Here is a 23,728-nt window from a genome sequence, read left to right as displayed (position 1 = left end):
GATCGTCAGGTGCCCGTGGTGGTGAAGGCGTCGGCGATGCTGCAAGCCGCCGGGCCGAGAATGACGATGAACAGCGTCGGCAGGATGAACAGGATCAGCGGCACCGTCATAATCGCCGGCAGCCGCGCGGCCTTTTCCTCGGCGCGCATCATGCGCTCGTTGCGGAACTCGCCTGACAGGACACGGAGGGCGGAAGCCAGCGGCGTACCGTAACGCTCTGTCTGGACCATAGTGGTGACCACGCCCTTGACCGCTTCCAGGTTCACGCGGAACGCCAGATTGTCGAAGGCCTTCTTCCGCTCGTTCAGGAACGAAAGTTCGATCGAGGTAAGCGTGAATTCCTCGCCCAGTTCGGGATAGGCGCGGCCCAGCTCGCGGGCGACCCGGCTGAAACTTGCATCGACGGTGAGGCCAGCCTCGGCACAGATCACCAGCAGGTCGAGCGCATCCGGAAGCCCCTTGCGGATGGCATCGGTGCGTTTTTTCGCCAGGTTTCCGAGATAGATTTCGGGCCCCTTGTATCCTGCGAATATCAGCGCACCCATCGCCATGACGCGCTTCATCTGCCAGTCCGGGTAAACCTCGAGGACATAGAGAAAAATAAAACCGGCGAGGCCCAGGACTACTGGCAGCACGAGCCGCAAGCCGATGATGATGACGGCCAGTTCCTTGTTGCGGATGCCGGCCCAAGCCAGCTTCTGCACCATCTGTTCGACCTGGCTCTGCTGCAGCACATTCATGCTGCTCAGCGTGTCCTTGACCCGCTCCGTTTTCTCGGTCTTGCGGACCAGGCTCTGGCGCTTCTTGGCCGTGGCGGTGACGATGCCCGCCTTCAGTTCCTCGCGCCGGGCGTTGAGGGCCTTGACGCGCTTGGCCATCGGATCCTTGATCGTGACCGCGGTATAGACCGCGAACATGACGGCAAGAGCCGCGACCGCGGCCATGATGGTGCCGATGTAGATAACATCGAAGCCGAGCAGCGTCGGGCCGGGGGTGGATTCCATGATGCGCTCGCCCTCAGATCTCGAAACTGACCATCTTGGCCATGATGAAAACGCCCAGGCCCATCCAGATACCGCCCCCCAGGCCCGCCACGATCAGGCGCTCTTCGGTGAAGAACTGGGCGGTGTAGCCCGGGTTGATCCAGGTGATCAGGCCGAAGACGATGAACGGCAGCGCGCCCACGATCATGGCGGATGCCTTCGATTCCGAGCTCATGGCCTTGATCTTGAGCTTCATCTGCGCGCGCTTGCGCAGAACATCGGCAAGATTCGAAAGCGTTTCGGCGAGGTTGCCGCCGGTCTCACGCTGGATCGCCAGGGTGATGCAAAAGAAGTTGAATTCGGGAATGCCCAGCTTGTCCGCCGCGACTTGCAGGGATTCCTCAAGAGTACGGCCCACGCGGGTGCGATCGACGATGGCCTTGAACTCCTCGCCAACCGGGCCAGGCACTTCCTGGCTCACGACCTGAAGCGTCTCGGCGACGGGCAGGCCGGACCGTAGGCCACGCACCAGCAGTTCGATCGCGTCGGCGAACTTGGCATTGAATTTGGCGGTACGCCGGGTGATCGTCTTGTTGACCACGAAGTGGGGAATACCGGCGCCGGCACCGAGGCAGATCGCCAGCGACAGAGCGAAAGAACTGGTCTTCAGATAGATGAGCAGCGCAACGGCCAGCGCCACTCCGGCGGAGGAATAGGCGTATTGCGTCAGGGTCCACCCTTTGCCTGTCCGGTCGAGACGCATGGCGATCGCTTCGACGCGCGAACCAGACCCGGCGAGGTGATGCGCAGCGGGCTTGCGTGCGGCGATCGCTTTCTTGAGCTGGGATTCCACCTTCGCCTCGGCGCTTTCCGAGTGGCGGTAGCGGATCTGCTTCAGGCGACGGCTGCCGGCCTTTCCGGTCGAGGGACCGGCAAAGGCGGCATAGCCGAGGCCGCACATCACAACGATCCCCACCGCAACCAGCATGAGCTGGATCATGACCGTGCTCCCGTCTTCATCCGCTGCATCCCGGCGGGGGCGCAATCGCCTTCATGCCCCGGCCATTCCAATTCGGCGGCTCTCACGCCGCCTCCTTGGCCTTCTTTTTCTTCTTCGCGCCCAGGCTCAGCGAGAGCCCGGCGAGAAGCGACTTCTTCGTATCGCTCGACCGGCTACCGCCCGACGGGGCATCGCCCGCTTCGCCATCTTCGCCGAAGCTATGGATATGGTCCGCCAGCGCCTTGATCTGGGCAGAGGCTTTGCTCTGCGGGGATGCTTCGATCAGCGCTTGTCCCAGCTTCGCCGCCTTCGCCGCTGCCGCCACGTCGTTGGGGATCAAGTAATCGATCTTGCGTTCGATGGATGCTTCGAAATCGGCCTTGCTGATCTCAAGCGCGCTCGACTGGACCTTGTTCGCCACGATCAGCGGGGCGACATGCGCCGCCTGGGTCTTGAACCACGATAGCAGGCGAATGGTGTCGCGCGCCGATGCCAAGGTAAGCTCGGTAGAGATCACCACCACGTTCACCTCGTTGAAGAGATGCGGGAAATTGATCAGCATGTTGCGCGGCAGGTCGATCACCGTCATCTCGAAGGCGGTCCGGAATTCTTCCTGCAACTGCAGGAAGGCAGCGCCATCGGTGATAAGGGGCGAATTGATCGGCGCTTCCGCCGACAGGATGGCCAGATTGTCCTGCGCGCGGATCATGGCGCGCTCGATGAACAGTCCGTCGATGCGGCTGGGATTGTCGATGGCGTCGGTCAGGCCGCGGCCCGGCTCAAGGTCCAGCGCCAGCGCGCCGGTCCCGAAATGGATGTCTAGGTCGAGCAGCGCGGTGGGATAACCCTTCTTGCTGGCGTAATACCAGGCAAGCGAGGTGGCCAGCGTGGAGGCGCCGGCACCGCCACGAGTGCCCACTACGGCCGTCGAAAGGTGGCGCTTGGCCGAATCCGGATCGCTCGACTTGGGTGCCATGAACACCGCCTGCGCATTGTTCAGCGCATCGCGCACCGCGCTCGCCGCCAGAGGCTTGAGCAGGTAATCGTGAATGCCGCTGGCGATGAGATCGCGATAGAGGCGCACGTCGTTGACCTGGCCGATGGCAATCACCACCGTGCCGGGCTCGCACACTTCGGCCAGCGCATTGATGTCGTTCAGCGGGTCGCCGCTTTCCGACAGATCGACCAGCAGGATGTTGGGGCTGGCACTGACGGAGAGAGCCTGGACCGCGTTGCGCAAGCCCCCTTTGTTGCATTTTTCGGGCGCCCAGCCGAGTTCGATGGCGACGGGACGCAGAACATCCAGGCTGGCCTCATCGCAGACGAAAGCGGCGAAGGGATCGCGATTGCCGGGCATACCGGGCTTCCAGGGTGCGTTCATGATCTCAGTTCCCTCCGCCGACGCCGCCACTGACTTGGCCAACCGCCTTGCCGACGCTTTCCCCATAGGTGTCGATCGTGGTTTTCGAGGTGTCGATATAGGTGTCTGGCGATCCCTTCTGGCCCTTGATCAGGTCTTCGGGATTGGCGACCATCGCGGCCAGATTGCTATTGGTGGCACAACCGTAATTCGCGCTCAGCCCGTTGCCGAGTGTTGAGTCGCTGGAGGCCGACCAATCGGGGCAGCCGGGCACGCTGGCGCGCGAGCGGGTGATGATGATGCGCGCCTGTCCGGGCGCGATTTCAGCAGAGGGAATGGGGGAGCCATCTGCCAGCATGATGCCGTAACGACCGGCGAGTAGTGCCACCGCGGCGCGTGCATCCTCATTGCCGCTGGGGTCGTCGACCGAGACGCGATCGCCGTAATCGAGATCCATGGTCTCGAACCAGGATGCCACGCGGCGCTGTTCGTAAAGCGGCAGGCCATCGGGAGATGTGGTCACGTCCAGCGCCATGGAGCTGCGTTCCACCACCGGCTGGTGCACGCTGTACACCGTCCGGTTGGTGGGCATACCCCCACAGGCGGTGAGGCCGAAGGCCAGCGAAAGGCCGATGGCGCTGGCGAGGAAACGGTTGGAAGTGCGCATGATGGACGTTCCTCTCAGTTGAAGCTGAAGCCGGGCGCGGCGGTCGCGACCTTTTCCTCGCGCCGGGGCTGCGAGCCAGGGAGTGCGGCTTGTGCCGCCGGCGCTGCGCCGAGTGTCGGATTGGCGACCGCGCCGGTCTCGATCGCGGTCGGTGCGGGACGATCGGATCCGGGCTGGTTGTCGTGGGCTTGATTGCCGAGCAGGCGCTGGAGTTCGGTCGGGCTGTGGAAACCATCGGTGGGCAGGCGGATGTCCGCATCGTCCACCGGCTTCACCAGATAGGGCGTGACTACGATCACCAGTTCGGTTTCATTGCGGCGGAAGCTGGTCGAACGGAACAGGCTGCCCAGAATCGGAACGTCGCCCAGGCCCGGAGCCTTGTCGATGAAATTGATCGCATTGTTCTGGATCAGGCCGGCGATCATGAAGCTCTGGCCCGAACCCAGCTCCACGGTGGTTTCGGCGCTGCGCGTGGAAAGCGCCGCCGTTTGGATCCCGCCCACGTTGGACACACTCGAAATCTCGGAGACTTCCGGCTTCACGCGCAGGGAGATGCGGCCATTGGCGAGAACCACCGGAGTGTAGGAGAGGCTGACGCCGAAGGGCTTGTAGGTGACGGTCGGGCCCGAGAGCGGGCTGCTGGTCACAAGCGGGATTTCTCCGCCGGCCAGGAAATTTGCTGTTTCGCCCGACAGTGCGGTGAGGTTCGGCTCGGCCAGCGTTGTGGCCAGGTTGTCCTGTTCCGCCAGGTCGAGCGCGGCACCGATGTCCAAGCCCAGGAATCGGCCGAACGCGGCGATGGTCGATCCCGTGCCGTTCCCGGTGACGTCCGTCGCGTTTGCTGGACCGTCACCTGCACCCACACCCAGGCCGCCGGGGCTACCGACGGTGTAATTGGTGGTGATCTTGCGCCCGTTGGTGATCCCGAACTTGAAGCCGTCACCGGTCCCTCGGTCCACGGTCAGCAGGTTGGTGCCGATGCTTCGGGCGAAGTTGCGGTTCACTTCCGCTATTCGCACGCGGAGGTTGACCTGCAATGGCGTGGCCGTCTTGAGGCGGCTGATCACCTGCATGCTACCATCGGTGAAGGCTTCCACCAGGCGCTGCACTTCGGCGGCGTCTTCCGGCGCCGCGACCGTGCCGGTCAAGAGGATGGTCTTGGACCCCATCGTGGCGACCGATACCTTCGCTTCGGGCATCGCCAGGTTCAGCATCTGGTCGATGCTGTCGATGTTGGAGCCGACGCGGATATTGGCCGACCAGATGATGTCGCCGCGCGCGTTGCTGGCGTAGAGCGTGGTTGTCCCGGCGCCCTTGCCGAAAATATAGAGCTGCTTCTGCGACTTGATCTGGACATCGGCAATCGCGGGATTGGCGATAAAGATATCGCTCATGGTGCCGCTCTTGATGCTGACGAGCTGTCCGCGCCCGATCGAGAGCACGAGATCCTGGGATGTCGGACCGGTTACGGTCTGGGCCTGTGCGGCGGGGACCAGTGGCGCGGCCATCGGTGCCAGCGCCATACCGGCCACGAGCAGGGGTGCGGAGATGCGAGAAGTCATGATCGATCGCCTTTGCAGGAGAAATTCAGCGGGCATTTTCACTGTACGATGCCGTTCGGGCGGCTGGCGTTTCCGGCACTGGCCACTTGGCCGCCGGACACCAGCGTGGTCGGAACGGGACCGCCGGGGGCCATCGGAATGCCGCTCCTCGGCGCTGCGACCGGTCCACCGCCGCCGCCGATCACATGAACTTCCTGCGATCCGCCACGGTTGATGGTGACGGTGGGGGGCTGGGGGGCGGCCTTGTCGGTTCCCGGGAGCCGCGCCGTCTGGAAGCGCGATACGTCGCCGCCAGTCACGAAGCTGGTGCGGCCATCCATCGGGCGGCTGGCGGCCCGGCGCAGGATCCGCTCCTCCTCTTCGGGCGTCGCATCGTCGGGCACCTTAATCGCGCCGGATGCCAGTGCCCGTTCGAGGTCGTTCTGATTTTCGGCCAGCGAACGGAGCGAGAGCTCCAGGGTGCCGAGGTTGCGGGCGACGGCCACCTTTTCCGCGATGCGCGGGGTGACTTCGAGGGTGACGGTGGTGCTCTTGCGCACCTGCACGCGGCCTTCCACCACTTCCTGGGACGTCGCCTGGTCCGTCGCCAGCACGCGAAGGTTGCGAAGGATCGTTTCCGTCGCCTTCAACTCGCCGCCGTCGCCTTCCACGCTCTGCGTCAGCATCATGTCGACGCGGTCGCCCGGAAACACGAAGCCGGCGACACCCGACAGGTCGTTCACCGGAACCGTCACAGCGCGCATGCCGGGGGACAGGGCGGCTGCAAGGAAGCCGCGATCGCCCGGCGCGACCAGCGCACCCTGCGTCACGGGCTCACCGGCAGTGATGGCGAAGCGCACCACCGTGCCGAGCAGCTTGTTCATGTCCGCCTCGCCCTCGAGGAAATAGGCGTCCTTCACAAGTTCGCCCGGCCAGGGCTGAAAGGAAAGCGAATCGGCGGTGATGATGGTGCCCGGAGTAAGCGCGCGCTGCGCCACCAGCACCTTTGGACCCTGCGGAACGGGCTCTGCGAGCGGCACCACGGCGGCTTCTGCCACAGGCGCGGCGGATCCCGTGAGCAAGCTTCGCGCCATGAAGGCGGTGCCGATCGCAACGATCGATGCCGCAATCAGCAGAACCACTTTTTTCCTGTCCATGGATGAATCGAACCCTCTATTCGGCCCCGGCAAGCGCACGCGGGCAATCATGGTTTCCGCTCAATAGGGCGGCAGTGGTTAAGATGGCGTTGTCAGGCAAAACCAAGGCTTGCGGTCCCGCCGCGCGCCATGCCTTCGGACGCGATGGTCCACAGGCCGCCCAGGGCGATCGCTATGCCATAGGGGACCGCCAATCGATCCTTGCGCCGCCGCGCCACGTGCCAGCTGCCGAGGACGATAGTCAGGATGCCGCCGGTCACCGCCATGACGAACAGCAGGTTCACGAAGGCCAGCGGCGGCACCCACAGTGCCAGTGCGGTCAGCAGCTTCACGTCGCCGCCGCCCATCATTCCGATGGCGAACAGGCCGGCCAGCACGGCGAAGGCGGCAAGCGCCACGCCCAGTTGCAGCGCCACGCCGGGCCATAGGTCGAGCCCGCTGGCCCACCAGAACAGCGGCGCGCTCGCCGCGATGGCGATGTTCAGCCAGTTATCGATCTGGCGGCGGCGGATATCGGTGAACGCGGCGTAGAGCAGCGCGATTGCCAGTGCGGCCAGCAATCCGTAGTAAATCGTGTCGAGCGACATGGGACCCCCGGTAAAACCGTATGGGCCATGTCGATTACAGGGCAGGGCTTACCAAACGGTAACCACAATTCTGCGGGTTGAAGGACGGGCGGGCGCACAGGATGGACAACGGCATAACTGCGCAAACACCGGCGCCGTTCGACCGGCGGGCGATACCTGCCGAGGCGCGTGAATCCGTCTGGCAGGCGCCCGACGGACACCCCATCCGCCGGATCGACTGGCCGGGGCGGGCCGGTGGCGCGCGCGGCTCGATCCTGTTCATGCCTGGGCGGGGCGATCACTACGAAAAATATCTCGAGACGCTGGACCAGTGGCATCGCGCCGGCTGGCGCGTGACCGCCGCCGACTGGCGCGGGCAGGGTGGATCGGGCCGGCTGGGGAGCGACGAGACCACCGGCCATATCGAGGATTTCTGCCAGTGGATCGGTGATCTGGCCGCTTTCTGGCGCGCGTGGAAGGCCGATACGCCTAGCCCACATGTCCTGTCTGGTCATTCGATGGGCGGGCATCTGACGCTGCGGGCGGTGGCGGAACACGCCGTCGATCCCGATGCGCTGGTGCTGTCCGCGCCCATGCTGGGCATGGCGGGACCGCCGCTGCCGATCGCCGCGCTGCACGCCATCGCGCGGCTGATGGCGCGCATCGGCGGCCCAACGCGCCCCGCTTGGAAATGGAGCGAGAAGCCCGGCGAAGCGCCTTCGGCGCGCGGCGATCTGCTGACGCATGACGCAGACCGCTACGAGGACGAGCTATGGTGGCGGCGCGAGAGGCCCGAGGTGTCGATGGGGCCGGGAAGCTGGGGCTGGGTCGCGGCGGCCTATGCCTCCTCGCGCGCCCTCTTCGCGCCCGGCGTCCTTGAGCATGCCACGGTTCCCACGCTGATGATCGCCACCACCGCCGACGAGCTGGTGCCCTTCGGTCCTATCCAGCGGGCCTGCGCGCGCATGCCAGAAGCCCGGTTGGTGCAGTTCGGACAGGAAGCGCGGCATGAGATCCTGCGGGAGGCCGATCGGGTGCGCAACAAGGTGATGGACGAGATTGCCCGCTTCCTGGACGCGGTGGCCCCCGCCGCAACGCCGTGACCGCATTCGATTTCGCAGTGATCGGTGCCGGAATGGCCGGCGCCAGCGTGGCCGCCGAGTTGGCCGCTCACGCCAGCGTGCTGATGCTAGAGGCGGAAAGCGCGCCCGGTTACCACACCACCGGACGCTCGGCAGCCTTTTGGGAGGAATGCTACGGCGGCCCGGAGATCGTGCCACTCACGCTCGCGTCCGGCGATTACCTGAGGGAGCATGATTTCCTGACCCGGCGCGGCGCGCTCTACATCGGGCGCGATGCGGATCGAAGCCTGCTGGATGGCTTCATGCAGCGGTTCGGCGATACCGGTGCTACCATCGCCCGCCTTGACCGCGCGGAGCTTGCCGGGATGCTGCCCCGTCTGCGGGAGGACTGGACCGGCGCTATCCACGAACCGGCCTGCGCCGACATCGACGTGGCGGCACTTCACCAGCATTATCTCTCCATGGGCCGCCGGCGCGGTGTTGCGGCGCAGATGAGTGCCCGGGTGAAGGAGATGCGCCGGGACATTGGCGCATGGCGGATCGAAACCGAGCGGGGCGAACGTTTCACCGCCGCCACCGTGGTCGACGCGGCAGGCGCGTGGGCCGACGAGATCGCCGGACTGGCGAGCGCGAAACCGCTCGGCATACAGCCGCTGCGCCGGACCATAGCGCAGCTACGCACCGATCCCGCACCACTCGAAGACCTTCCGCTGGTGCTCGACATCGCGGGACGGTTCTATTTCAAGCCCGATGCCGGGCGGTTGTGGCTGAGCCCGCACGACGAAACGCCCAGCGAGCCTTGCGACGCCGCTCCCGAGGAACTCGCGGTGGCCGAGGCGATCGACCGTTTCCAGCAGGTGGTGGACTGGCGCGTGCTGGCGGTGGAGCGGCGCTGGGCCGGTCTGAGGAGCTTCGCCCCCGATCGCCTGCCCGTCTACGGCCCGGACCCGCGCGTGGAAGGCTTTGCCTGGTTCGCGGGGCAAGGAGGCTTTGGCATCCAGACGGCCCCCGCGGCGGCCCGGCTGGCGGCGCAGGAGCTGCTGGGGCTGGGCCGCGATGCGATCACGCGGGGTCTGGACGCCGCGCTCTATTCGCCGGCGCGATTCGCCTGAGAGAAACCTCTCGAGCGATCTGCGTCCAACCGATCAGGCCGCCTGAATGCCATTAGGCGGCGGCGGATAATCGATCAGCATCTGCACCTCCGCCAGAAGACTGTCGAGATTGGTCGGCTTTTTAAGTATGGGGGCATTCTGATGCGCCGGTCCCCCGCCGGCTGCTTCATAACCGGTGCAAAAGAGGTAGGGTATGCCCTTGGCGTTCAGCAGATCGGCCACCGGGTAAACGACCTCACCATTCAGATTGATGTCAAGTATCGCCGCGTCGGGCCGCGGCTCGTTGGCCAGGATGCGGAACGCATCCTCCACAGTCGCGGCTGGCCCGATCGTTTCCCACCCGTTGGCCTCCAGCGCCTGGCACAATTCCATCGCCACCAGCAATTCGTCTTCCGCGATAAGCAGGCGTCCGCGTTTTTTCTTCTCCGGGAGATTGGCAGATTCCTTTGCCTCGGCGGTGTCCTTTGCCGACGCGTTGCGACGATAGCTTGCCGCTGGAAGGCGAGCAACGACATGCACCCCGTCCCGCTCCCACTGCGTGGAAACCTCGCCGCCCAGTTGACGCGTCACCGTGTCGATCAGGGTAGAGCCAAAACCGCTGCTTTCGGGTTTTTTAGGAGCGGCGGACAGGCCGGTTTCAATCCAGCTGACGACCAGCGCATCATCCTCGTCGATGAACCAGGACACATCCACCCGGCCCGACGGGACCGAGAAGGCCCCGTATTTGACTGCATTGGTCGCCAATTCGTGGATCAGCAGGCTGACAGGTTGAACAGCATGCGGGAGGAGTGAAACGGAGAAACTGCGGACCCTTGTCTGGCCGGGTTTACAATAGGGGGCCGTCTCGTCTTCAATTATCTTGGCCAGTTCTGCCCCGGTCCACCTGTTTTGTGCCAGCAGGCTGTGGGCTCGACCAAGGGCGGAGACGCGGCCGCGCAGCGCCGCAATGAATTCCTCCTTGCTGGGTGCGGTGGTCAGGGAAACGAGGGCTTGAACCACGGCCAGCGCATTCTTGGCCCGATGATCGACCTCCCGCGCCAGCAGCAACCGTGCCTCCTCGTTGGCGATGCGTTCGGTAATGTCGCGCAAGATAACCGTCGACAGGCGTTCGCCCTGCAAATCCACCTGCGAAATGGATGCCTCAATGGGAAACTCCGTTCCATCTTCACGCAGCCCGCTGATCGCACCCAGCGCCCCCATCCTTCGGCCGGTCGCGCCGGTTTCGCGAAAGCGGCGGATATGGCCGTCATGCGCCTCGCGATAGCGGGCGGGAATGAACCTCGAAATGGGTTGTCCCATCGCAACAGCTTGGTCGACACCGAACATCTGTTCGGCGGCGGGATTGAACAGGATTATCCTCTGTTCTTCGTTAACGGTGATGATCGCATCCATCGCACTGGCGACGATGCCTTCAAGCCTTCTTTGAGCTGAACGATCGGCGTTTTCGGCACTGTCTTCGTTCACATTCAAACCTTTATAGCGGAAACTGCATATATACGCCGCAAGTGAATACCTTTAATCCCATGAGGGAAATAGGTATGAGTGCGTAATGCGAAGTCCCCAATTTATCCTTTCCAGGCTGGTAACGATGACCTCGTGCCGCGGAACGATACCATAGGACAAATCCAGCCATTGGGTCGGCAGATCGAGGACGATCTGCGCGACGCTGTCCTGGCGGGTGGCTTGCATGCGCATTTCCAGCCCATTGCTTGCCTGCGCACCGGGGGCATCACCGGGTTCGAGATCTTGTGCCGATGGCGCCACCCGAAGCTGGGTGAAATAGAACCAGCTTTCTTTATTCCGATGGCGGAGCGGCTGGACCTTATTCCGATGCTGGGCGAATGGGTTCTGAGACGAGCATGCGAGGAGGCGGCCGGGTGGCAGCAACCGCTGAAGGTTTCAGTCAACCTCTCGCCCTATCAAATGGAGCGGACTGACATCGTATCGCTCATCGAAGAGGTGCTTTCCGATACGGGTCTGGACCCCAATAGGCTCGATCTGGAAGTGACGGAAAACGTCATGATCGAGAATACGGACAAGACGATCGAAACCCTTCGTCGGCTGAAAGGCCTTGGCGTCCGGATTGCCGTCGACGATTTTGGCACCGGCTATTCCTCGCTGGGATATTTTCTGCATTTCCCGTTCGACAAGGTGAAGATCGACCAATCCTTCATCAGGGCGATCACAGAGAGTCGAGAAGCTTACGCTATCGTTAAGGCCGTGGTCGCCTTGGGCAGCGGCCTAGGCATGTTGATCATCGCGGAGGGGGTCGAAACCGAGGAGCAGGCCTATCTTCTGAGCGAACTGGGGTGCGACAAGCTACAGGGTTATCTGATCGGCAGGCCGGCCCCGATCGAGGACTATCACCACCTTGTCTCTGACCATCGAAGCGGCAGCCATGGCTGCCTGGGCAAATGCGGCGCCTGCCTGGAATTACTGCGCGTGCCCACGACCGCCGCTGCCAGATATTTAAGTCCGGCGGCGAAGCTGCGCGATTTGGCCTGATCGCGCTCGAGGGGCGAGGAGTGGAGCCCTGCGGCTTTCGGCGTAACTGCGGTCATTAAGGCCGCGATGTAACGACATTGACCCAGATGCCCCGGTGCGTTGCCAGTTTCGGGATTGCGTCCGCCAGGAAGCGGTTGCGATGCGTCGCAGCGTCTAGGTCGCAGCCTGGGCGGCGTCGCTGGCCAGCCGGTCCACCCGCTCGTTTTCCGGATGACCGGCGTGGCCTTTGACCCAGTGCCACTCCACCCGGTGCGTCGCCGTCAGTTCGATGAGTTCGTGCCACAGATCGGCATTGCGGACCGGTTTCTTGCTGGCGTTGATCCAGCCGCGTTTCTGCCAGCCGTGGACCCATTTGGTGATGCCGTCGATCAGATATTTGCTGTCGGTGTGAAGATCGACTTCGCACGGCTCGATCAGCGCGGACAGCGCGCGGATCGCGGCGGTCATCTCCATGCGGTTGTTGGTGGTATCGGGCTCGGAGCCGGACAGCTCCTTCTCGTGCTGGCCCAGCCGCAGCAGCGCGCCCCAGCCACCGGGGCCGGGATTGCCCTTGCAGGCGCCATCGGTGAATATCTCGACCCGTTTCATATGGCTCCGGCTCCTAGCGCCGGATCACGCGGCCCGGAAGGCCCCGCGGAAGGCGTCGGCACCCTCGCAGCGATAGATTTCCCAGCGGCGCAGGAAATCCATCGGATCCTTGCGCTGAACCTGCGCCCCCTCCGGCGTGTCGAACCAGTCTTCCGCGCGGCTGGCCACGAAGCGAAGGCAGGCCCCCTCCGCCAGCACGGGCAGGGCCTCGGTCTCAGCCTGCTCCAGCGGGCGAACCGATTCGTATCCCGCAAGCAGCGCCGCGCCGATGGCATGATCCAGCCGCTCCCCGCGCGCATCGAAACTCCACGCGGCATGGGTTACGGCCAGATCGTAGGCCATGGCTCCGGTGCAGGCGAAATAGAAATCGATCATGCCCGAAACCCTGTCGCCCAGCATCAGCACATTGTCGGGAAACAGGTCCGAATGGATGATCGAGGTGGGCAGATCGGTCGGCCAGGAATCGAGAGTGTTCCAGGCAAGATCGAGGGCGCGTTTCACGCATTCGGATATTTCAGCAAGCGGGTGATCGACGTTTTTCAGCACCGAATAGGACTGCTGCGGGCCGAGCCTGTTGACGCGGGTCTCGGGGAAGCCGGCGGCGGCGAGATGGACCCGCGCCAGTGCCGCGCCGACGGCGGCTGCCTGCGAAGCGGTTGGCATGGAAGGGGAAATTCCGGGCAGGAATTCGATGAGAGCCACTGCCTTGCCATCGATCTCCCGCCAAAGCGCCCCGTCCCGGTCATGGATGGTGGCGGGCACCGCGCAGCCTTGTTCTGCAAGAAAATCCAGTAGTTTGAGAAAGAAAGGCAGTTCTTCGATGTCGATCCGCCGCTCGTACATCGTCAGGATGAAGCGCGATGCGGTCCTGCCGGCCCGGCGCGTCTCGATCAGCCAGTTGCTGTTGGAAACGCCCTCGGCAATTCCCTTCGCACTGACCAGCTCTCCCACATCGTAATGCGCGATGAGGCGCGCGAGCTCTTCGGCTCCGAGGTGGGTATAGACAGCCAATTCAGTCGGTTAGCTGGCGGGGGAGCTTGAAAACCATCTTTTCCTCGGCTGCCATCACCTGCTGCTCTTCCACCGTCCGCCATTCGCCCAGCTTCGCGATGACCTCGCGGACCAGAACCTCGGGCGCCGAAGCGCCGGCGGAAAGACCCAGCGTGCCGATCCCCTCAAGCCAGGCGGGATCGATTTCCGCAGCGCTCTGAATCAGATGTGCGTCGGTTCCAAGCCTTCGAGAAACTTCGACGAGTCGCACGGAATTGGAAGAGTTGGGAGCGCCGATCACCAGCACCAGATCGCTCGCGGGGGCGATCTGCTTGACGGCCGCCTGCCGATTGGAGGTGGCGTAACAGATGTCTTCCGCCTTCGGAGCCACAATGCCCGGAAACCGCACCTTCAGCGCCTCTATTATCTCGGCAGTGTCGTCCACCGACAAGGTGGTCTGGCTGAGGAAGGATAAATTCTCGTCGGCGCCGAATGTAAGCCGGCCCACGTCTTCGATCGTCTCGACCAGCGTGATGCGGCCCTCGGGAACTTGCCCCATGGTTCCAATGACTTCGGGATGGCCAGCATGACCGATGAAGATGATGTGCTGTCCCTTCTCGATCTGCCGCTCCGCCTGCCGGTGGACCTTGCTCACCAAGGGGCAGGTGGCATCCACGTAGAGCATGTTGCGCCGCTCCGCCTCCGCAGGCACGCTCTTGGGGACACCATGCGCGCTGAACACCACCGGCGCATCGGTCGGCACCTCGTCCAGTTCCTCTACGAAGATAGCGCCCTTTTCCTTCAGGCTTTCAACGACATGCCGGTTGTGGACGATCTCGTGCCGAACGTAGACGGGGGCGCCGTATTTCTCGAGCGCGCGTTCCACGATTTCGATGGCACGATCCACCCCCGCACAGAACCCGCGGGGTGCGGCGATGAGGACGGTAAGCGGCGGAAGCAACGGGTCGGCTTCCGGCTGGTGGCGCAAGGGAGCGTTCATACCGCGCCCCCTAGCGCTTCGCGCCGCGCCAAGCTAGGGCGCGCAGTCCGTTCACATCCTTTTGAAGTCAGGTTTACTGCCGCGATGATGACCCGTTCCGTTCGCCTTGCCCTCATTCTTGCGACCGCCGCCACGCTGTCCGCTTGCGCCAAGCAGGGCGATATCGTCGTCGATCAGGGCGTTGGCATCACGGCGCTGCGTTCGAAGTGCCCCGCGGTGGGCATTCCCGATTATACTGGCGATATCACCATGTTCCGCAGTGGGGGACAGCAACTGGCGACCGATATCGATGTCACCGCTGCAATCACCAACCTTCGCTCCTCCTGCAATGAAACCGGAGAGCGGGTCTACAGCGTGGCCGATTTCGACGTCTATGCGCGCCGGACCGACACCAGGGGCGCACGCAGTGTCGAGCTGCCTTATTTCGTCACCGTCCTGCGTGGTGGCAGCGCGGTGGTCAGCAAGGAAGTGGGCAGGGTAACCCTGGCCTTTGCGGATGGCGCGGAACGCGCACAGGCCACCGCCCAGGCGGCCGCCTATGTAAATGCGACTGAGGCAAGCTTGCCTCAAGACATCAGGGAGCAGATCACCAGGCGGCGCGAGGCCGGCGATCAGGACGCTGCGATCGATCCGCTGGCCGATCCGGCGGTGCGCGCCGCGGTTCAGCGCGCGACCTTCGAACTGCTGGTCGGGTTCAATCTGACGCAGCAACAGCTCGCCTATAACGTCGCGCGTTGATTTCATGAGCGCTACCCAGACATTGTACGCCGCCTTTGCGGCGCGGATTGATGCCGTGCTGGATGCCCTGGTGCTGGAGGCGGCCCTTCCGTCCGATGCCCCTCGGTCCGGCGTGACGGTGGAGCCTCCGCGCGATCTATCGCACGGCGATCTGGCAACCAACGCCGCGATGGTTCTCGCAAAGCCCGCGCGCAGCAATCCGCGCGCTCTGGCCGAAAAGATCGTCGCGCACCTCGATCGCGATCCCGACATCGTGGAGGCCAGCATCGCGGGGCCCGGTTTCATCAACCTGCGCGTGACCGACGATGCATGGCGGCGCGAACTTCGTGCGGTGGGCGAGCTGGGAAATGACTATGGACGTTCCGCGCTAGGAAGCGGCAAGCGCGTCAACATCGAATATGTTTCCGCCAACCCGACGGGGCCCATGCACATGGGGCACTGCCGCGGCGCAGTGGTTGGAGATGCGCTGGCGGGTCTGCTCGAATTCGCGGGTTACGACGTGATCCGCGAATATTACGTCAACGATGCGGGCGGGCAGGTCGATACACTCGCCCGATCCGCGCACCTGCGCTATCGAGAGGCCTTGGGCGAGGATATCGGCGCAATTCCGGAAGGCCTGTACCCGGGCGACTATCTCGTGCCGGTGGGCAGGGCGCTGGCGGATGAATTCGGCGACCAGTTCGCATCGGCACCCGAAAGCGAATGGCTGCCGGTTTTCAAGCCGAAGGTTGTCGCCGAGATGATGGGCCGCATCCGCTCCGATCTCGCGCTGCTGGGCATCGCGCACGACGTCTTCGCTTCCGAAGCCGAATTGCAAGCTGCCGGGAAACCAGCCGAGGCGGAAGCGTGGTTGCGCGATCGCGATCTGGTCTACGACGGCGTGCTGGAAGCGCCGAAGGGAAAGGCGCCGCCCGATGACTGGGAGCCGGTCGAACTGCCGCTGTTCCGGTCAACCCGGTTCGGCGATGACCAGGACCGTCCGATCAAGAAATCCGATGGGACTTGGACCTATTTCGGTGCCGATCTGGCCTATCATTTCCAGAAGGCCGAAAATGCCGATGCGCTGATCGACATATGGGGCGCCGACCATGCCGGTACCGTCAAAAGGATCAAGGCGGCCGTCAGCGCGCTGACGCAGGGGGCCGGGCGTGACGTGCCTTTCGACGTCAAGCTGGTGCAGATGGTCAAGCTGCTGCGCGGCGGCGAGCCGGTGAAGATGTCCAAGCGCTCCGGTGTCTTCGTGACCATCGCGGACATGGTGGAAGAGGTCGGCAAGGATGTGGTGCGCTTCACCATGCTTTCGCGAAAGCCGGATGCGCAGATGGACTTCGATTTCGCCAAGGTGATCGAAGCGTCCAAGGACAATCCGGTCTTTTATGTCCAGTATGCCCATGCCCGCATCCGTTCCACACTGCGCAAGGCTGGGGTCGAGCCGTCCGATGCCAATCTCGAAAGGCTGGGTCAGGCGGAACTGGCTCTCGTCAGGGATGTCGCGCAGTTTCCGCGCCTGGTGGAAGCTGCGGCCACAGCCCGTGAGCCCCATCGTATTGCGTTTTACCTCTTTGACCTCGCTGCGGCATTTCACAGCTTCTGGAATGCGGGGAACGACGATCCTTCGCTCCGCATCATCCAGGCCGATGACCCCGAAATGACGGCGGCGAGGCTGTACCTAGCCTCTCAAGTCGGCCAGGTTATCCGTAATGGCCTGGCCATTCTAGGAGTCGAAGCGGTGGAGGAGATGTAGGAGCGATGACCAGCCCGGGGGAGGGAAGCACAGGGAATTGGTTTAAGCAGTCGCACAGTCGCGATGGCGAATTGGCACTTGCCGAATCCGGCGAACGGCTGCCCTGGCTCGAATCGGACGACGATGGAGAAGAACCCGCTGGTATGGATACCGGCAGGCTGATCGGCATCGCGTTGATCATGCTGGTCGCGCTCGCCATCGTGGTGGGCGGCGTCTGGTACCTTTCACACAGCGTGGGCTCCGATGAGCCCGAGGCGGATGGGTCGCTGATTGCTGCCCCGCAGACCCCGTACAAGGAACGGCCGCGAGATCCGGGTGGCAAGACGTTCGCCGGCACCGGCGATCTCAGCTATGCCGTTGGCGAAGGGCAGGCGGTAGAGGCGCGGCTGGGCACACCGACACCCACACCCACGGTCACCCCGACGCCGGAGACCGCGCCGGTAGCGACGCCAACGGCGAAAGCCTCTCCGGAAGAGTCTGACGACGAGCGCTATCCCGCCGGTACCGCCGTTCAGGTCGGCGCCTATTCCTCGCGATCCGATGCGGAAGCCGGATGGGCGACGTTGATCCGGCGAACGGAACTGCTGTCCGGCATCTCGCATCGCGTCATTCGGGGGCGGGCCGATATCGGAACGGTCTATCGCCTGCAGGCCGGGGGCGGGGATAGCGCTGGAGCCAGGCAATTGTGCAACAGCTTGAAGGATGCCGGCATCGCCTGCCAGGTGAAGTGACGACCGCCTATCCCCCGCCGGTTGCCGATCTTGCCTTGCCGGATGCGCGGCGGGCTGCGAAAATCACGGTATGACGCCAGCAATCTTCGGCTGCTCTGGACCCGTACTGACGGATGATGAGCGCGCATTTTTCAAGGATGCAGACCCGGTGGGCTACATCCTGTTCGGGCGCAACTGTATCGATCGGGCGCCGCTGCGTGCCTTGACCGATTCCCTGCGAGAGATTCACGGGCGAGACAGGCTCATGATCAGCATCGATCAGGAGGGGGGGCGGGTCCGCCGCTTGAGGCCTCCCGAATGGCGCGATCATCCGGCAGGAGACGCCTATGCGGCCCTTTATCGTAAGGCGCCGATAAGTGCGATCGAAGCTGCCAGGATTGGCGCGCGCCTGATCGCGCACGAATTGGCGGAAGTGGGCATAAGCGTCGATTATCACCCCCCCCTGGATGTGCGGCGCCCGGACGCCCACGACGTCATCGGCGATCGGGCACTGGGGGAGGATGCGATGCAGGTCGCGGCCCTGGGCCGCGCGATACTGGAAGGCTTGGCGCTGGAAGGGGTCGTAGGCTGCATCAAGCATATGCCTGGCCATGGCCGCACCACGACCGATACGCATAAATCGCTGCCGACAGTCACGGCCTCCGCGGAAGAACTGGAAACCGATCTCGCGCCCTTCCGGAGCCTCAAGGATGCGCCGCTCGGAATGACAGGTCATCTGCTCTTTACCGCATGGGATGCCGAAAATCCCGCCACTTTGTCTCCCATCGTCGTTCGGGACATCATTCGTGGCTCCATCGGCTTCGATGGCCTCCTGCTCACGGACGATATCGACATGGAAGCGCTGTCCGGGTCGGTGCCCGAACGGGCGGAGCGCGCAATTGCGGCAGGGTGCGACGTGGTCCTCAACTGCTGGGCCAAGATGGATGAGATGGTCGGCATCGCGGAACGGTGCGGACATCTCGGCGAGGCGAGCATGGCCAGGCTCGACCGGGTGCATCAGGCGATGGAAACAACGGCAGATCGTGCTTCGCCGGACGAACTGCTTGCCAAGCGTGACGCGCTGCTGGCGGTCGCGGAACGGGCGTAGCGGTGGAGGCCCTCCCCGCGGATACCGCCGATCACGAGGCGTGGGACGGTATCGCCGGGGTGGAAAAGAATGAAGACGCGCTCTATCTCGATATAGATGGGTGGGAGGGGCCGCTCGACCTGCTACTGGACCTCGCGAGGCGCCAGAAGGTCGATCTTCGGCAGATTTCCCTCCTCTCGCTTGTCGATCAGTATTTGGCATATATCGAGGAAGCGGAGGCGCTGCGGCTGGAACTCGCTGCGGATTACCTCGTGATGGCGGCATGGCTCGCCTATCTCAAATCGGCGCTTCTTCTGCCTCGCGATGAGCAGGAGGAACCCAGCGCCGAAGAGCTCGCGCTCGCACTGCAAATTCGGCTCCAGCGGCTCGGGGCGATGCGCGAGGCGTCGGCGCGGTTGATGGCGCGCGACCGCATCGGGCGGGACGTGTTCACGAGGGGGGCGCCCGAGGGTCTCGAAACCCAAGTCAAGACGCGATGGCATTGCGATCAGTTCGCCTTGCTCGAGGCCTATGGACGCGTCCGCGCGCGCACCGCGCCCGTGGTGCACATGGTGCGGGAGAGGCCCGTGGTCACACTCGACAGCGCGTTGTCGCGCGTTTCGGCGATGCTTGGCGTCGCGGTGGACTGGATGCAGCTGGAAGATTTCCTGCCGCCCTATGCGGATCCGCAGCTTAGACGATCCGCACTGGCATCGAGCTTCGTCGCGGCCCTCGAACTGGCGCGGCTGGGCAGGGCGGAACTCGCGCAGGCAGACGTGTTCGGGCCTTTGACCCTGCGAAAGATCGCATGACCGACCCGCTTGAACGGGCTGTGGAAGCGGCCTTGTTCGCGGCCGAGGAGCCGCTGGCTCTGGACGATCTCGCCCAATGCCTTGGCGATGCGAGTAAAGCCGATCTGCGACAGGCCCTTGCCGGTCTGGAAGCGCAGTATGCCGAGCGCGGCATTCACCTCGTCCAGCGGGGGGGTCGCTGGCATTTCGAGACCGCACCTGATCTGGCGCACCTGTTGCGGCGCACGCGCGAGCAGACCCGAAAGCTTAGCCGCGCCGCGACAGAGATCCTCGCCATCATCGCCTACCACGAGCCGGTCAGCCGCGCCGAGATCGAAGCCATCCGCGGCGTGCAGACGTCGTCGGGAACGCTCGATGTGCTGATGGAGGAAGGCTGGGTCAGGATCGCCGGGCGGCGCGAGGCTCCGGGGCGCCCCACGATCTATGCGACGACTCCGGAGTTTCTCGACCATTTCGGCCTTACCAGTCGCAGGGATTTGCCGGGGCTGGCGGAACTGCGCGCGGCGGGATTGCTGGACCGCTTGGATGACCAAACCGGTGAAGCGAATGCCGAGGGTGGCAATTAGGCTGGTATTGACCTAATTATCGTAGGCGTACTGCTGTCGCCGTCGTCGCGCGGCCAATCGGAGATTACCAATGGGCTCGTTTTCCATCTGGCACTGGCTTGTCGTCCTCGCCATCGTGCTGGTCCTGTTCGGCCGCGGCCGGGTGTCGGACATCATGGGTGAATTCGGCAAGGGTCTGAAAAGCTTCAAGGATGGCATAAAGGACGATGCCGACGAAACGGCCTCGCGCCGGATCGAAGGGCCCCAGCACGATGCCAAGCCGGCCGGCGAGACGGTGAAGGACACACAATCCGCCGACCCGGTCGAGAACAAGCGCTGATCACCCTTCCGATCACGCTGGTAAATCGTTGATCCGATGTTCGACATCGCCCCATCCGAACTGCTTCTGGTCGCGATCGTGGCGCTGATCGCGATCGGCCCCAAGGACCTGCCGCTGGCCTTGCGTTCGCTGGGCAAATGGATGGGAAAGATGCGCCGCATGTCCAACCATTTCCGCGCCGGCGTCGATGCCATGATCCGCGAGGCGGAGCTGGCGGAGATCGAGAAGGAATGGCAGGAGCGCAACAAGCGCATAATGGCCGAGCATCCGGACGCTGAAACACTGGACCAGACAGCCGTCATGACGCCGCTCGATACCCCGTCCCTTCCACCTTCGACAGATGCACCTCCGCCCCGGTCGGACACCGAGCCGGAAGCGGCGGAAAACGCGCCTGCCGAGCCGCCGGCTCCCACGCCGAAAAAGGACGACTGACGATGGGATTCGTCAAGGACATCGACGAATCGCAGGCTCCGCTGCTCGACCATCTGGTGGAGCTGAGAGCAAGGCTGCTGCGGGCGGTGCTGGCGCTGGCCGTGGCGTTCGGCATCTGCCTGTATTTCGCCAAGGATATTTTCGGCTTTCTGGTCCGCCCGTTGACCGACGCTTTTCCTCCGGGCGAAGGCAGGCTGGTGTTCACCAAGCTCTACGAGCAGTTTTTTGTGGAATTGAAGGTCGCGCTGTTCGCGGCATTCTTCCTGAGCTTCCCGATCATCGCCAATCAGGTATGGGCCTTCGTCGCTCCTGGCCTCTATGCCAAGGAGAAGAAGGCGTTTTTGCCGTTTATCATCGCGACGCCGATCCTGTTCGCGCTTGGCGCGTCGCTGGCCTATTTCATCGTCATGCCCACGGCATTTCGCTGGATGCTGGGCTTTGAGGGTTCGGCGGGCGGTCTCACGGTGGAGGCGCTGCCGGCAGTCGGCGATTATCTCAGCCTGGTGATGCAGTTCATCCTGGCGTTCGGGATCAGCTTCCTGCTGCCGGTGCTGCTGCTGCTGCTGAACCGCGCGGGGATCGTGCAGCGCGACCAACTGGTGAAGGGACGGCGCTACATGATCGTGGTCGCGTTCATCATCGCTGCGGTCGCGACGCCGCCCGATATCATGTCCCAGTTCATGCTGGCGGTGCCGCTGATCCTGCTTTTCGAAGGATCGCTTTTCGTGATGTGGCTGCTCAACCGTCGGGAGAAAGAGGCCGAGGGCGACGCGGAGCCTGCGATCGACACGGAATAGCTGCGGGTTTTCTAGGGAAAGTGCATTCGCCCGAATTTGGGAAGCCCCCAAACCGACGCTCCCAAACCCACAATGCAAAACGCTAAAAAAAAACGGGGCCGGATGGCCCCGTTTTCTATTTCGTGATCGCTGGGATCAGGCGCTGACAGGCTCATCGTCGTCAGCAGCGTCGACCGCAATGACGATACCAGCGACGACGGCGGCCGCAGCCAGAAGGGCGACAACGATCCCGCCACCGGCGAGTTCGGATTCGTCGGAAGCCGGAGCGGCAGCGCGGTCAGCAGCCACGACGGGGGCGGCAACCAGTGCGGTGCCGACGACTGCGGTGGCGATAGTGCGGAACTTCATATTCTATCTCCTTGGAGAACTGATTCTTCTCGCTTCGTGGTTTCTGATAGGGCGCTCACCGAAAGCAAGCAACCCAAAATGGCACAACCGATCCGCTGTAACACTCAAAAACCACGATATTTCACTGTAATCTGTAGCCCTGGAGCCACACTCTCAAGCACTGACCGGAGTATCGTCTTCTTCCGGCAAAAGCAGTACGGCCGCCACTACGGCGACAATCCCCCCTAGAAAGAAGACCGCATTCGTCCCGGCCAAATTCGACGAATGCGTTGCAGGCTTGGACTGACGTTCAACGGCCGAAGCCGCCATGGGAGCCGAAACGAGGCCAAGGGCCGCCGCAACTGCGATAAGAAATCTGGTCATATTCAACCCTTGTCCTTTGGTTCCAATGGGCTGCCCATGTTTCGCCGCGGGCGCCCTAGTCGAGGCATGCTTTCCAAAACATTAAGTCGGCGCTCCTTAGTCTAATCCTCTTCCCCTGCAACGAAGACCCGGGTGCCGCCGACCCAGGTTTCCAGAACGCGCGTGGCGCGCAGATCGTCGGCGGACGCCAGGAGCGGATCCCTATCGACCAGCAGGAAGTCGGCGCGGGCGCCGACCACCAGCCTGCCGAACCTGTCTTCGGCAAAGCCCGCCAATGCTGCGTCCGAGGTGTAGGCGGCCAGAGCTTCCTCCCGAGTAACCCGCTCCCGTGGCAGCCAGCCGCCGAACGGTTCGCCCGCCGCATCGGTGCGGGTAACCGCGGCGGCCCAGCCTGCGAAGGGGTCGGCCGCCTCTACCGGCGCATCCGAACCGAAGGCGAGCCGACCGCCTGCGTCTTTGATACTGCGCCAGGCATAGGCGCCGGGCAAGCGGCTTTCACCCAGTCTTGCCTCCGCCATCAGGCGGTCGGATGTCTGATGGACCGGCTGCATGGAAGCGATGATTCCGTGTCTGCCGAACTTGGCAATATCGGCGGGATCGACGATCTGGGCATGTTCGATCCGCCAGCGCCGATCGCCGCCGTAACTTTCAGCGATTTCGTCGATCGCGGCCAGCGCCTCCGCATTGGCGGCATCACCGATCGCATGGATAGCGGGCTGGAAATTGCCGATGGCGGCGCGGACGAGTGTGTTGCGCAACTGCGCCTGCGACATCAGGGGAAGGCCGGTGTTACCCGCATCGTCGGCATAGGGCAGCTTGAGCCACGCCCCGCGCGAACCGAGGGCCCCGTCAAGATAGAGTTTGACGCCGCCCAGCCTCAGCTTGTCGTTATAGAGCCAGGGGGTTGGGCGCGCCCCGGCGATAAGGTCCATCGCGTCCGGCCCCCCGGCATAGGCCATGATGCGCAGCGTCAGCCGGCCTTCGTCCCCGGCGCGGCGGTAGGTCTGCCAGTCTTCGATGGTGGTCCCCATGTCGGCGGCCGCGGTCACGCCGTTGCGATGTAGAATCTCCTGCGCCTTGGAGAAGGCAAGATCCCGCTCCGCCGGGCGCGCGGGGGGCGCGGCGGCATCGATCAGCGACATCGCATTGTCGACGAATACGCCGGACGGGACCAGCGACTTGCCAAGGCGTTCCACCCGGCCGCCTTCGGGATCCTTCACGCCCGCCTCCACGCCGGCTGCCTTCATGGCGGCGCTGTTCG

The 23,728-nt window shown here is 63.8% G+C and carries 26 protein-coding genes; 12 read left to right on the top strand and 14 right to left on the bottom strand.

What is annotated here, in order from left to right; all coding sequences use genetic code 11:
- Positions 1-5: 5 nt before the first annotated feature.
- The 7 genes from ACFDTG_RS02705 to ACFDTG_RS02675 all read right to left on the bottom strand — a co-directional run bounded on the left by ACFDTG_RS02705 (position 6) and on the right by ACFDTG_RS02675 (position 7,295).
- The gene (locus ACFDTG_RS02705; protein WP_375289549.1) at positions 6-1,004 is read right to left on the bottom strand and encodes a type II secretion system F family protein; all 999 of its coding nucleotides are present in this window, start codon (positions 1,002-1,004) and stop codon (positions 6-8) included.
- A gap of 13 nt (positions 1,005-1,017) precedes the next feature.
- Positions 1,018-1,983, bottom strand: a complete 966-nt coding sequence (locus ACFDTG_RS02700) for a type II secretion system F family protein (RefSeq protein WP_375289548.1) — start codon at positions 1,981-1,983, stop codon at positions 1,018-1,020.
- A gap of 82 nt (positions 1,984-2,065) precedes the next feature.
- Positions 2,066-3,364, bottom strand: coding sequence for a pilus assembly protein CpaE (locus tag ACFDTG_RS02695; RefSeq protein WP_375289547.1), 1,299 nt, complete (start codon positions 3,362-3,364; stop codon positions 2,066-2,068).
- 4 nt (positions 3,365-3,368) lie between these two features.
- Positions 3,369-4,010 carry a CpaD family pilus assembly protein gene (locus ACFDTG_RS02690; RefSeq protein WP_375289546.1) on the bottom strand — a complete coding sequence of 214 codons (642 nt, stop codon included), beginning with the start codon at positions 4,008-4,010 and terminating at the stop codon, positions 3,369-3,371.
- A gap of 14 nt (positions 4,011-4,024) precedes the next feature.
- Positions 4,025-5,572: a type II and III secretion system protein family protein gene (locus ACFDTG_RS02685; protein ID WP_375289545.1), complete on the bottom strand. Its 1,548-nt coding sequence runs from the start codon at positions 5,570-5,572 to the stop codon at positions 4,025-4,027.
- A 38-nt stretch (positions 5,573-5,610) separates the two neighbouring features.
- Positions 5,611-6,708: a Flp pilus assembly protein CpaB gene (gene cpaB / locus ACFDTG_RS02680; protein WP_375289544.1), complete on the bottom strand. Its 1,098-nt coding sequence runs from the start codon at positions 6,706-6,708 to the stop codon at positions 5,611-5,613.
- Positions 6,709-6,800: 92 nt separating this feature from the next.
- Positions 6,801-7,295 carry a prepilin peptidase gene (locus ACFDTG_RS02675; RefSeq protein WP_375289543.1) on the bottom strand — a complete coding sequence of 165 codons (495 nt, stop codon included), beginning with the start codon at positions 7,293-7,295 and terminating at the stop codon, positions 6,801-6,803.
- A 101-nt stretch (positions 7,296-7,396) separates the two neighbouring features.
- Here ACFDTG_RS02675 and ACFDTG_RS02670 point away from each other — a divergent pair, with 101 nt between their 5' ends.
- Complete coding sequence (locus tag ACFDTG_RS02670) at positions 7,397-8,377, top strand: alpha/beta fold hydrolase (protein WP_375289542.1); 981 nt, start codon at positions 7,397-7,399, stop codon at positions 8,375-8,377.
- Positions 8,374-9,468: an NAD(P)/FAD-dependent oxidoreductase gene (locus tag ACFDTG_RS02665; RefSeq protein WP_375289541.1), complete on the top strand. Its 1,095-nt coding sequence runs from the start codon at positions 8,374-8,376 to the stop codon at positions 9,466-9,468. Before ACFDTG_RS02670 ends, ACFDTG_RS02665 begins: the two co-directional genes overlap by 4 nt.
- A gap of 33 nt (positions 9,469-9,501) precedes the next feature.
- On the opposite strand, the gene ACFDTG_RS02660 is transcribed toward ACFDTG_RS02665, so the two are convergent.
- Positions 9,502-10,932: an HWE histidine kinase domain-containing protein gene (locus tag ACFDTG_RS02660; RefSeq protein WP_375289540.1), complete on the bottom strand. Its 1,431-nt coding sequence runs from the start codon at positions 10,930-10,932 to the stop codon at positions 9,502-9,504.
- Positions 10,933-11,100: 168 nt separating this feature from the next.
- Between ACFDTG_RS02660 and ACFDTG_RS02655 the strand changes: the two genes are divergently transcribed.
- Positions 11,101-11,973, top strand: coding sequence for a putative bifunctional diguanylate cyclase/phosphodiesterase (locus tag ACFDTG_RS02655; protein ID WP_375289539.1), 873 nt, complete (start codon positions 11,101-11,103; stop codon positions 11,971-11,973).
- A 153-nt stretch (positions 11,974-12,126) separates the two neighbouring features.
- On the opposite strand, the gene rnhA is transcribed toward ACFDTG_RS02655, so the two are convergent.
- Genes rnhA through ispH form a run of 3 tightly spaced genes read right to left on the bottom strand, consistent with a single transcriptional unit; the run spans position 12,127 to position 14,551 of the window.
- A complete protein-coding gene (rnhA, locus tag ACFDTG_RS02650; protein WP_375289538.1) occupies positions 12,127-12,561 on the bottom strand; it encodes a ribonuclease HI in 435 nt (144 codons plus the stop codon).
- A 24-nt stretch (positions 12,562-12,585) separates the two neighbouring features.
- Positions 12,586-13,572 (bottom strand): homoserine kinase, encoded by a 987-nt coding sequence (gene thrB / locus ACFDTG_RS02645; protein WP_375289537.1) that lies wholly within the window; start codon positions 13,570-13,572, stop codon positions 12,586-12,588.
- Position 13,573: 1 nt separating this feature from the next.
- Entirely contained in the window at positions 13,574-14,551 is a 978-nt protein-coding gene (gene ispH / locus ACFDTG_RS02640) for a 4-hydroxy-3-methylbut-2-enyl diphosphate reductase (protein ID WP_375289535.1), read from the bottom strand.
- Between the two features lie 87 nt (positions 14,552-14,638).
- Between ispH and ACFDTG_RS02635 the strand changes: the two genes are divergently transcribed.
- The 9 genes from ACFDTG_RS02635 to tatC all read left to right on the top strand — a co-directional run bounded on the left by ACFDTG_RS02635 (position 14,639) and on the right by tatC (position 21,756).
- Positions 14,639-15,289 (top strand): hypothetical protein, encoded by a 651-nt coding sequence (locus tag ACFDTG_RS02635; RefSeq protein WP_375289614.1) that lies wholly within the window; start codon positions 14,639-14,641, stop codon positions 15,287-15,289.
- 4 nt (positions 15,290-15,293) lie between these two features.
- Positions 15,294-17,033 (top strand): arginine--tRNA ligase, encoded by a 1,740-nt coding sequence (gene argS, locus ACFDTG_RS02630; RefSeq protein WP_375289534.1) that lies wholly within the window; start codon positions 15,294-15,296, stop codon positions 17,031-17,033.
- Between the two features lie 5 nt (positions 17,034-17,038).
- Positions 17,039-17,764, top strand: coding sequence for an SPOR domain-containing protein (locus tag ACFDTG_RS02625; RefSeq protein ID WP_375289533.1), 726 nt, complete (start codon positions 17,039-17,041; stop codon positions 17,762-17,764).
- Positions 17,765-17,834: 70 nt separating this feature from the next.
- On the top strand, positions 17,835-18,851 hold the full coding sequence (nagZ, locus tag ACFDTG_RS02620) for a beta-N-acetylhexosaminidase (protein WP_375289532.1): 1,017 nt from the start codon (positions 17,835-17,837) through the stop codon (positions 18,849-18,851).
- Positions 18,852-18,853: 2 nt separating this feature from the next.
- Positions 18,854-19,642, top strand: a complete 789-nt coding sequence (locus tag ACFDTG_RS02615) for a segregation and condensation protein A (protein WP_375289531.1) — start codon at positions 18,854-18,856, stop codon at positions 19,640-19,642.
- A complete protein-coding gene (gene scpB, locus ACFDTG_RS02610; protein ID WP_375289530.1) occupies positions 19,639-20,208 on the top strand; it encodes an SMC-Scp complex subunit ScpB in 570 nt (189 codons plus the stop codon). The genes ACFDTG_RS02615 and scpB overlap by 4 nt, the downstream gene beginning before the upstream one ends.
- A gap of 70 nt (positions 20,209-20,278) precedes the next feature.
- The gene (locus ACFDTG_RS02605; RefSeq protein WP_375289529.1) at positions 20,279-20,527 is read left to right on the top strand and encodes a twin-arginine translocase TatA/TatE family subunit; all 249 of its coding nucleotides are present in this window, start codon (positions 20,279-20,281) and stop codon (positions 20,525-20,527) included.
- Positions 20,528-20,563: 36 nt separating this feature from the next.
- Positions 20,564-20,959, top strand: a complete 396-nt coding sequence (gene tatB / locus ACFDTG_RS02600; protein ID WP_375289528.1) for a Sec-independent protein translocase protein TatB — start codon at positions 20,564-20,566, stop codon at positions 20,957-20,959.
- A gap of 2 nt (positions 20,960-20,961) precedes the next feature.
- On the top strand, positions 20,962-21,756 hold the full coding sequence (tatC, locus tag ACFDTG_RS02595; RefSeq protein ID WP_375289527.1) for a twin-arginine translocase subunit TatC: 795 nt from the start codon (positions 20,962-20,964) through the stop codon (positions 21,754-21,756).
- Positions 21,757-21,891: 135 nt separating this feature from the next.
- Here tatC and ACFDTG_RS02590 read toward each other — a convergent pair whose 3' ends face one another.
- The 3 genes from ACFDTG_RS02590 to ACFDTG_RS02580 form a co-directional block, all read right to left on the bottom strand.
- Complete coding sequence (locus tag ACFDTG_RS02590; protein WP_375289526.1) at positions 21,892-22,104, bottom strand: hypothetical protein; 213 nt, start codon at positions 22,102-22,104, stop codon at positions 21,892-21,894.
- Positions 22,105-22,257: 153 nt separating this feature from the next.
- Positions 22,258-22,467, bottom strand: coding sequence for a hypothetical protein (locus ACFDTG_RS02585; protein ID WP_375289525.1), 210 nt, complete (start codon positions 22,465-22,467; stop codon positions 22,258-22,260).
- 101 nt (positions 22,468-22,568) lie between these two features.
- On the bottom strand, positions 22,569-23,728 hold a 1,160-nt coding region (locus ACFDTG_RS02580), incomplete at its 5' end, for an amidohydrolase (protein WP_375289524.1).

The organism is Qipengyuania sp., assembly GCF_042095715.1.
Classification (GTDB): domain Bacteria; phylum Pseudomonadota; class Alphaproteobacteria; order Sphingomonadales; family Sphingomonadaceae; genus Qipengyuania.
The sequence above is the reverse complement of the archived record's forward strand: the minus strand, read 5'-3'. Positions and strand labels throughout refer to the sequence as shown.

What these genes read in the sequence shown, in the direction of transcription:
- tatC (WP_375289527.1), top strand. Translation starts at nt 20,962, where the DNA reads ATGGGATTCGTCAAGGACATCGACGAATCGCAGGCTCCGCTGCTCGAC.
- ACFDTG_RS02590 (WP_375289526.1), bottom strand. Translation starts at nt 22,104, where the DNA reads ATGAAGTTCCGCACTATCGCCACCGCAGTCGTCGGCACCGCACTGGTT.
- ACFDTG_RS02700 (WP_375289548.1), bottom strand. Translation starts at nt 1,983, where the DNA reads ATGATCCAGCTCATGCTGGTTGCGGTGGGGATCGTTGTGATGTGCGGC.
- argS (WP_375289534.1), top strand. Translation starts at nt 15,294, where the DNA reads ATGAGCGCTACCCAGACATTGTACGCCGCCTTTGCGGCGCGGATTGAT.
- ACFDTG_RS02585 (WP_375289525.1), bottom strand. Translation starts at nt 22,467, where the DNA reads ATGACCAGATTTCTTATCGCAGTTGCGGCGGCCCTTGGCCTCGTTTCG.
- ACFDTG_RS02690 (WP_375289546.1), bottom strand. Translation starts at nt 4,010, where the DNA reads ATGCGCACTTCCAACCGTTTCCTCGCCAGCGCCATCGGCCTTTCGCTG.
- tatB (WP_375289528.1), top strand. Translation starts at nt 20,564, where the DNA reads ATGTTCGACATCGCCCCATCCGAACTGCTTCTGGTCGCGATCGTGGCG.
- scpB (WP_375289530.1), top strand. Translation starts at nt 19,639, where the DNA reads ATGACCGACCCGCTTGAACGGGCTGTGGAAGCGGCCTTGTTCGCGGCC.
- ACFDTG_RS02685 (WP_375289545.1), bottom strand. Translation starts at nt 5,572, where the DNA reads ATGACTTCTCGCATCTCCGCACCCCTGCTCGTGGCCGGTATGGCGCTG.
- ACFDTG_RS02635 (WP_375289614.1), top strand. Translation starts at nt 14,639, where the DNA reads ATGACCCGTTCCGTTCGCCTTGCCCTCATTCTTGCGACCGCCGCCACG.
- ACFDTG_RS02695 (WP_375289547.1), bottom strand. Translation starts at nt 3,364, where the DNA reads ATGAACGCACCCTGGAAGCCCGGTATGCCCGGCAATCGCGATCCCTTC.
- cpaB (WP_375289544.1), bottom strand. Translation starts at nt 6,708, where the DNA reads ATGGACAGGAAAAAAGTGGTTCTGCTGATTGCGGCATCGATCGTTGCG.
- rnhA (WP_375289538.1), bottom strand. Translation starts at nt 12,561, where the DNA reads ATGAAACGGGTCGAGATATTCACCGATGGCGCCTGCAAGGGCAATCCC.
- nagZ (WP_375289532.1), top strand. Translation starts at nt 17,835, where the DNA reads ATGACGCCAGCAATCTTCGGCTGCTCTGGACCCGTACTGACGGATGAT.
- ACFDTG_RS02670 (WP_375289542.1), top strand. Translation starts at nt 7,397, where the DNA reads ATGGACAACGGCATAACTGCGCAAACACCGGCGCCGTTCGACCGGCGG.
- ACFDTG_RS02675 (WP_375289543.1), bottom strand. Translation starts at nt 7,295, where the DNA reads ATGTCGCTCGACACGATTTACTACGGATTGCTGGCCGCACTGGCAATC.
- ACFDTG_RS02605 (WP_375289529.1), top strand. Translation starts at nt 20,279, where the DNA reads ATGGGCTCGTTTTCCATCTGGCACTGGCTTGTCGTCCTCGCCATCGTG.
- ACFDTG_RS02625 (WP_375289533.1), top strand. Translation starts at nt 17,039, where the DNA reads ATGACCAGCCCGGGGGAGGGAAGCACAGGGAATTGGTTTAAGCAGTCG.
- ispH (WP_375289535.1), bottom strand. Translation starts at nt 14,551, where the DNA reads ATGAACGCTCCCTTGCGCCACCAGCCGGAAGCCGACCCGTTGCTTCCG.
- ACFDTG_RS02705 (WP_375289549.1), bottom strand. Translation starts at nt 1,004, where the DNA reads ATGGAATCCACCCCCGGCCCGACGCTGCTCGGCTTCGATGTTATCTAC.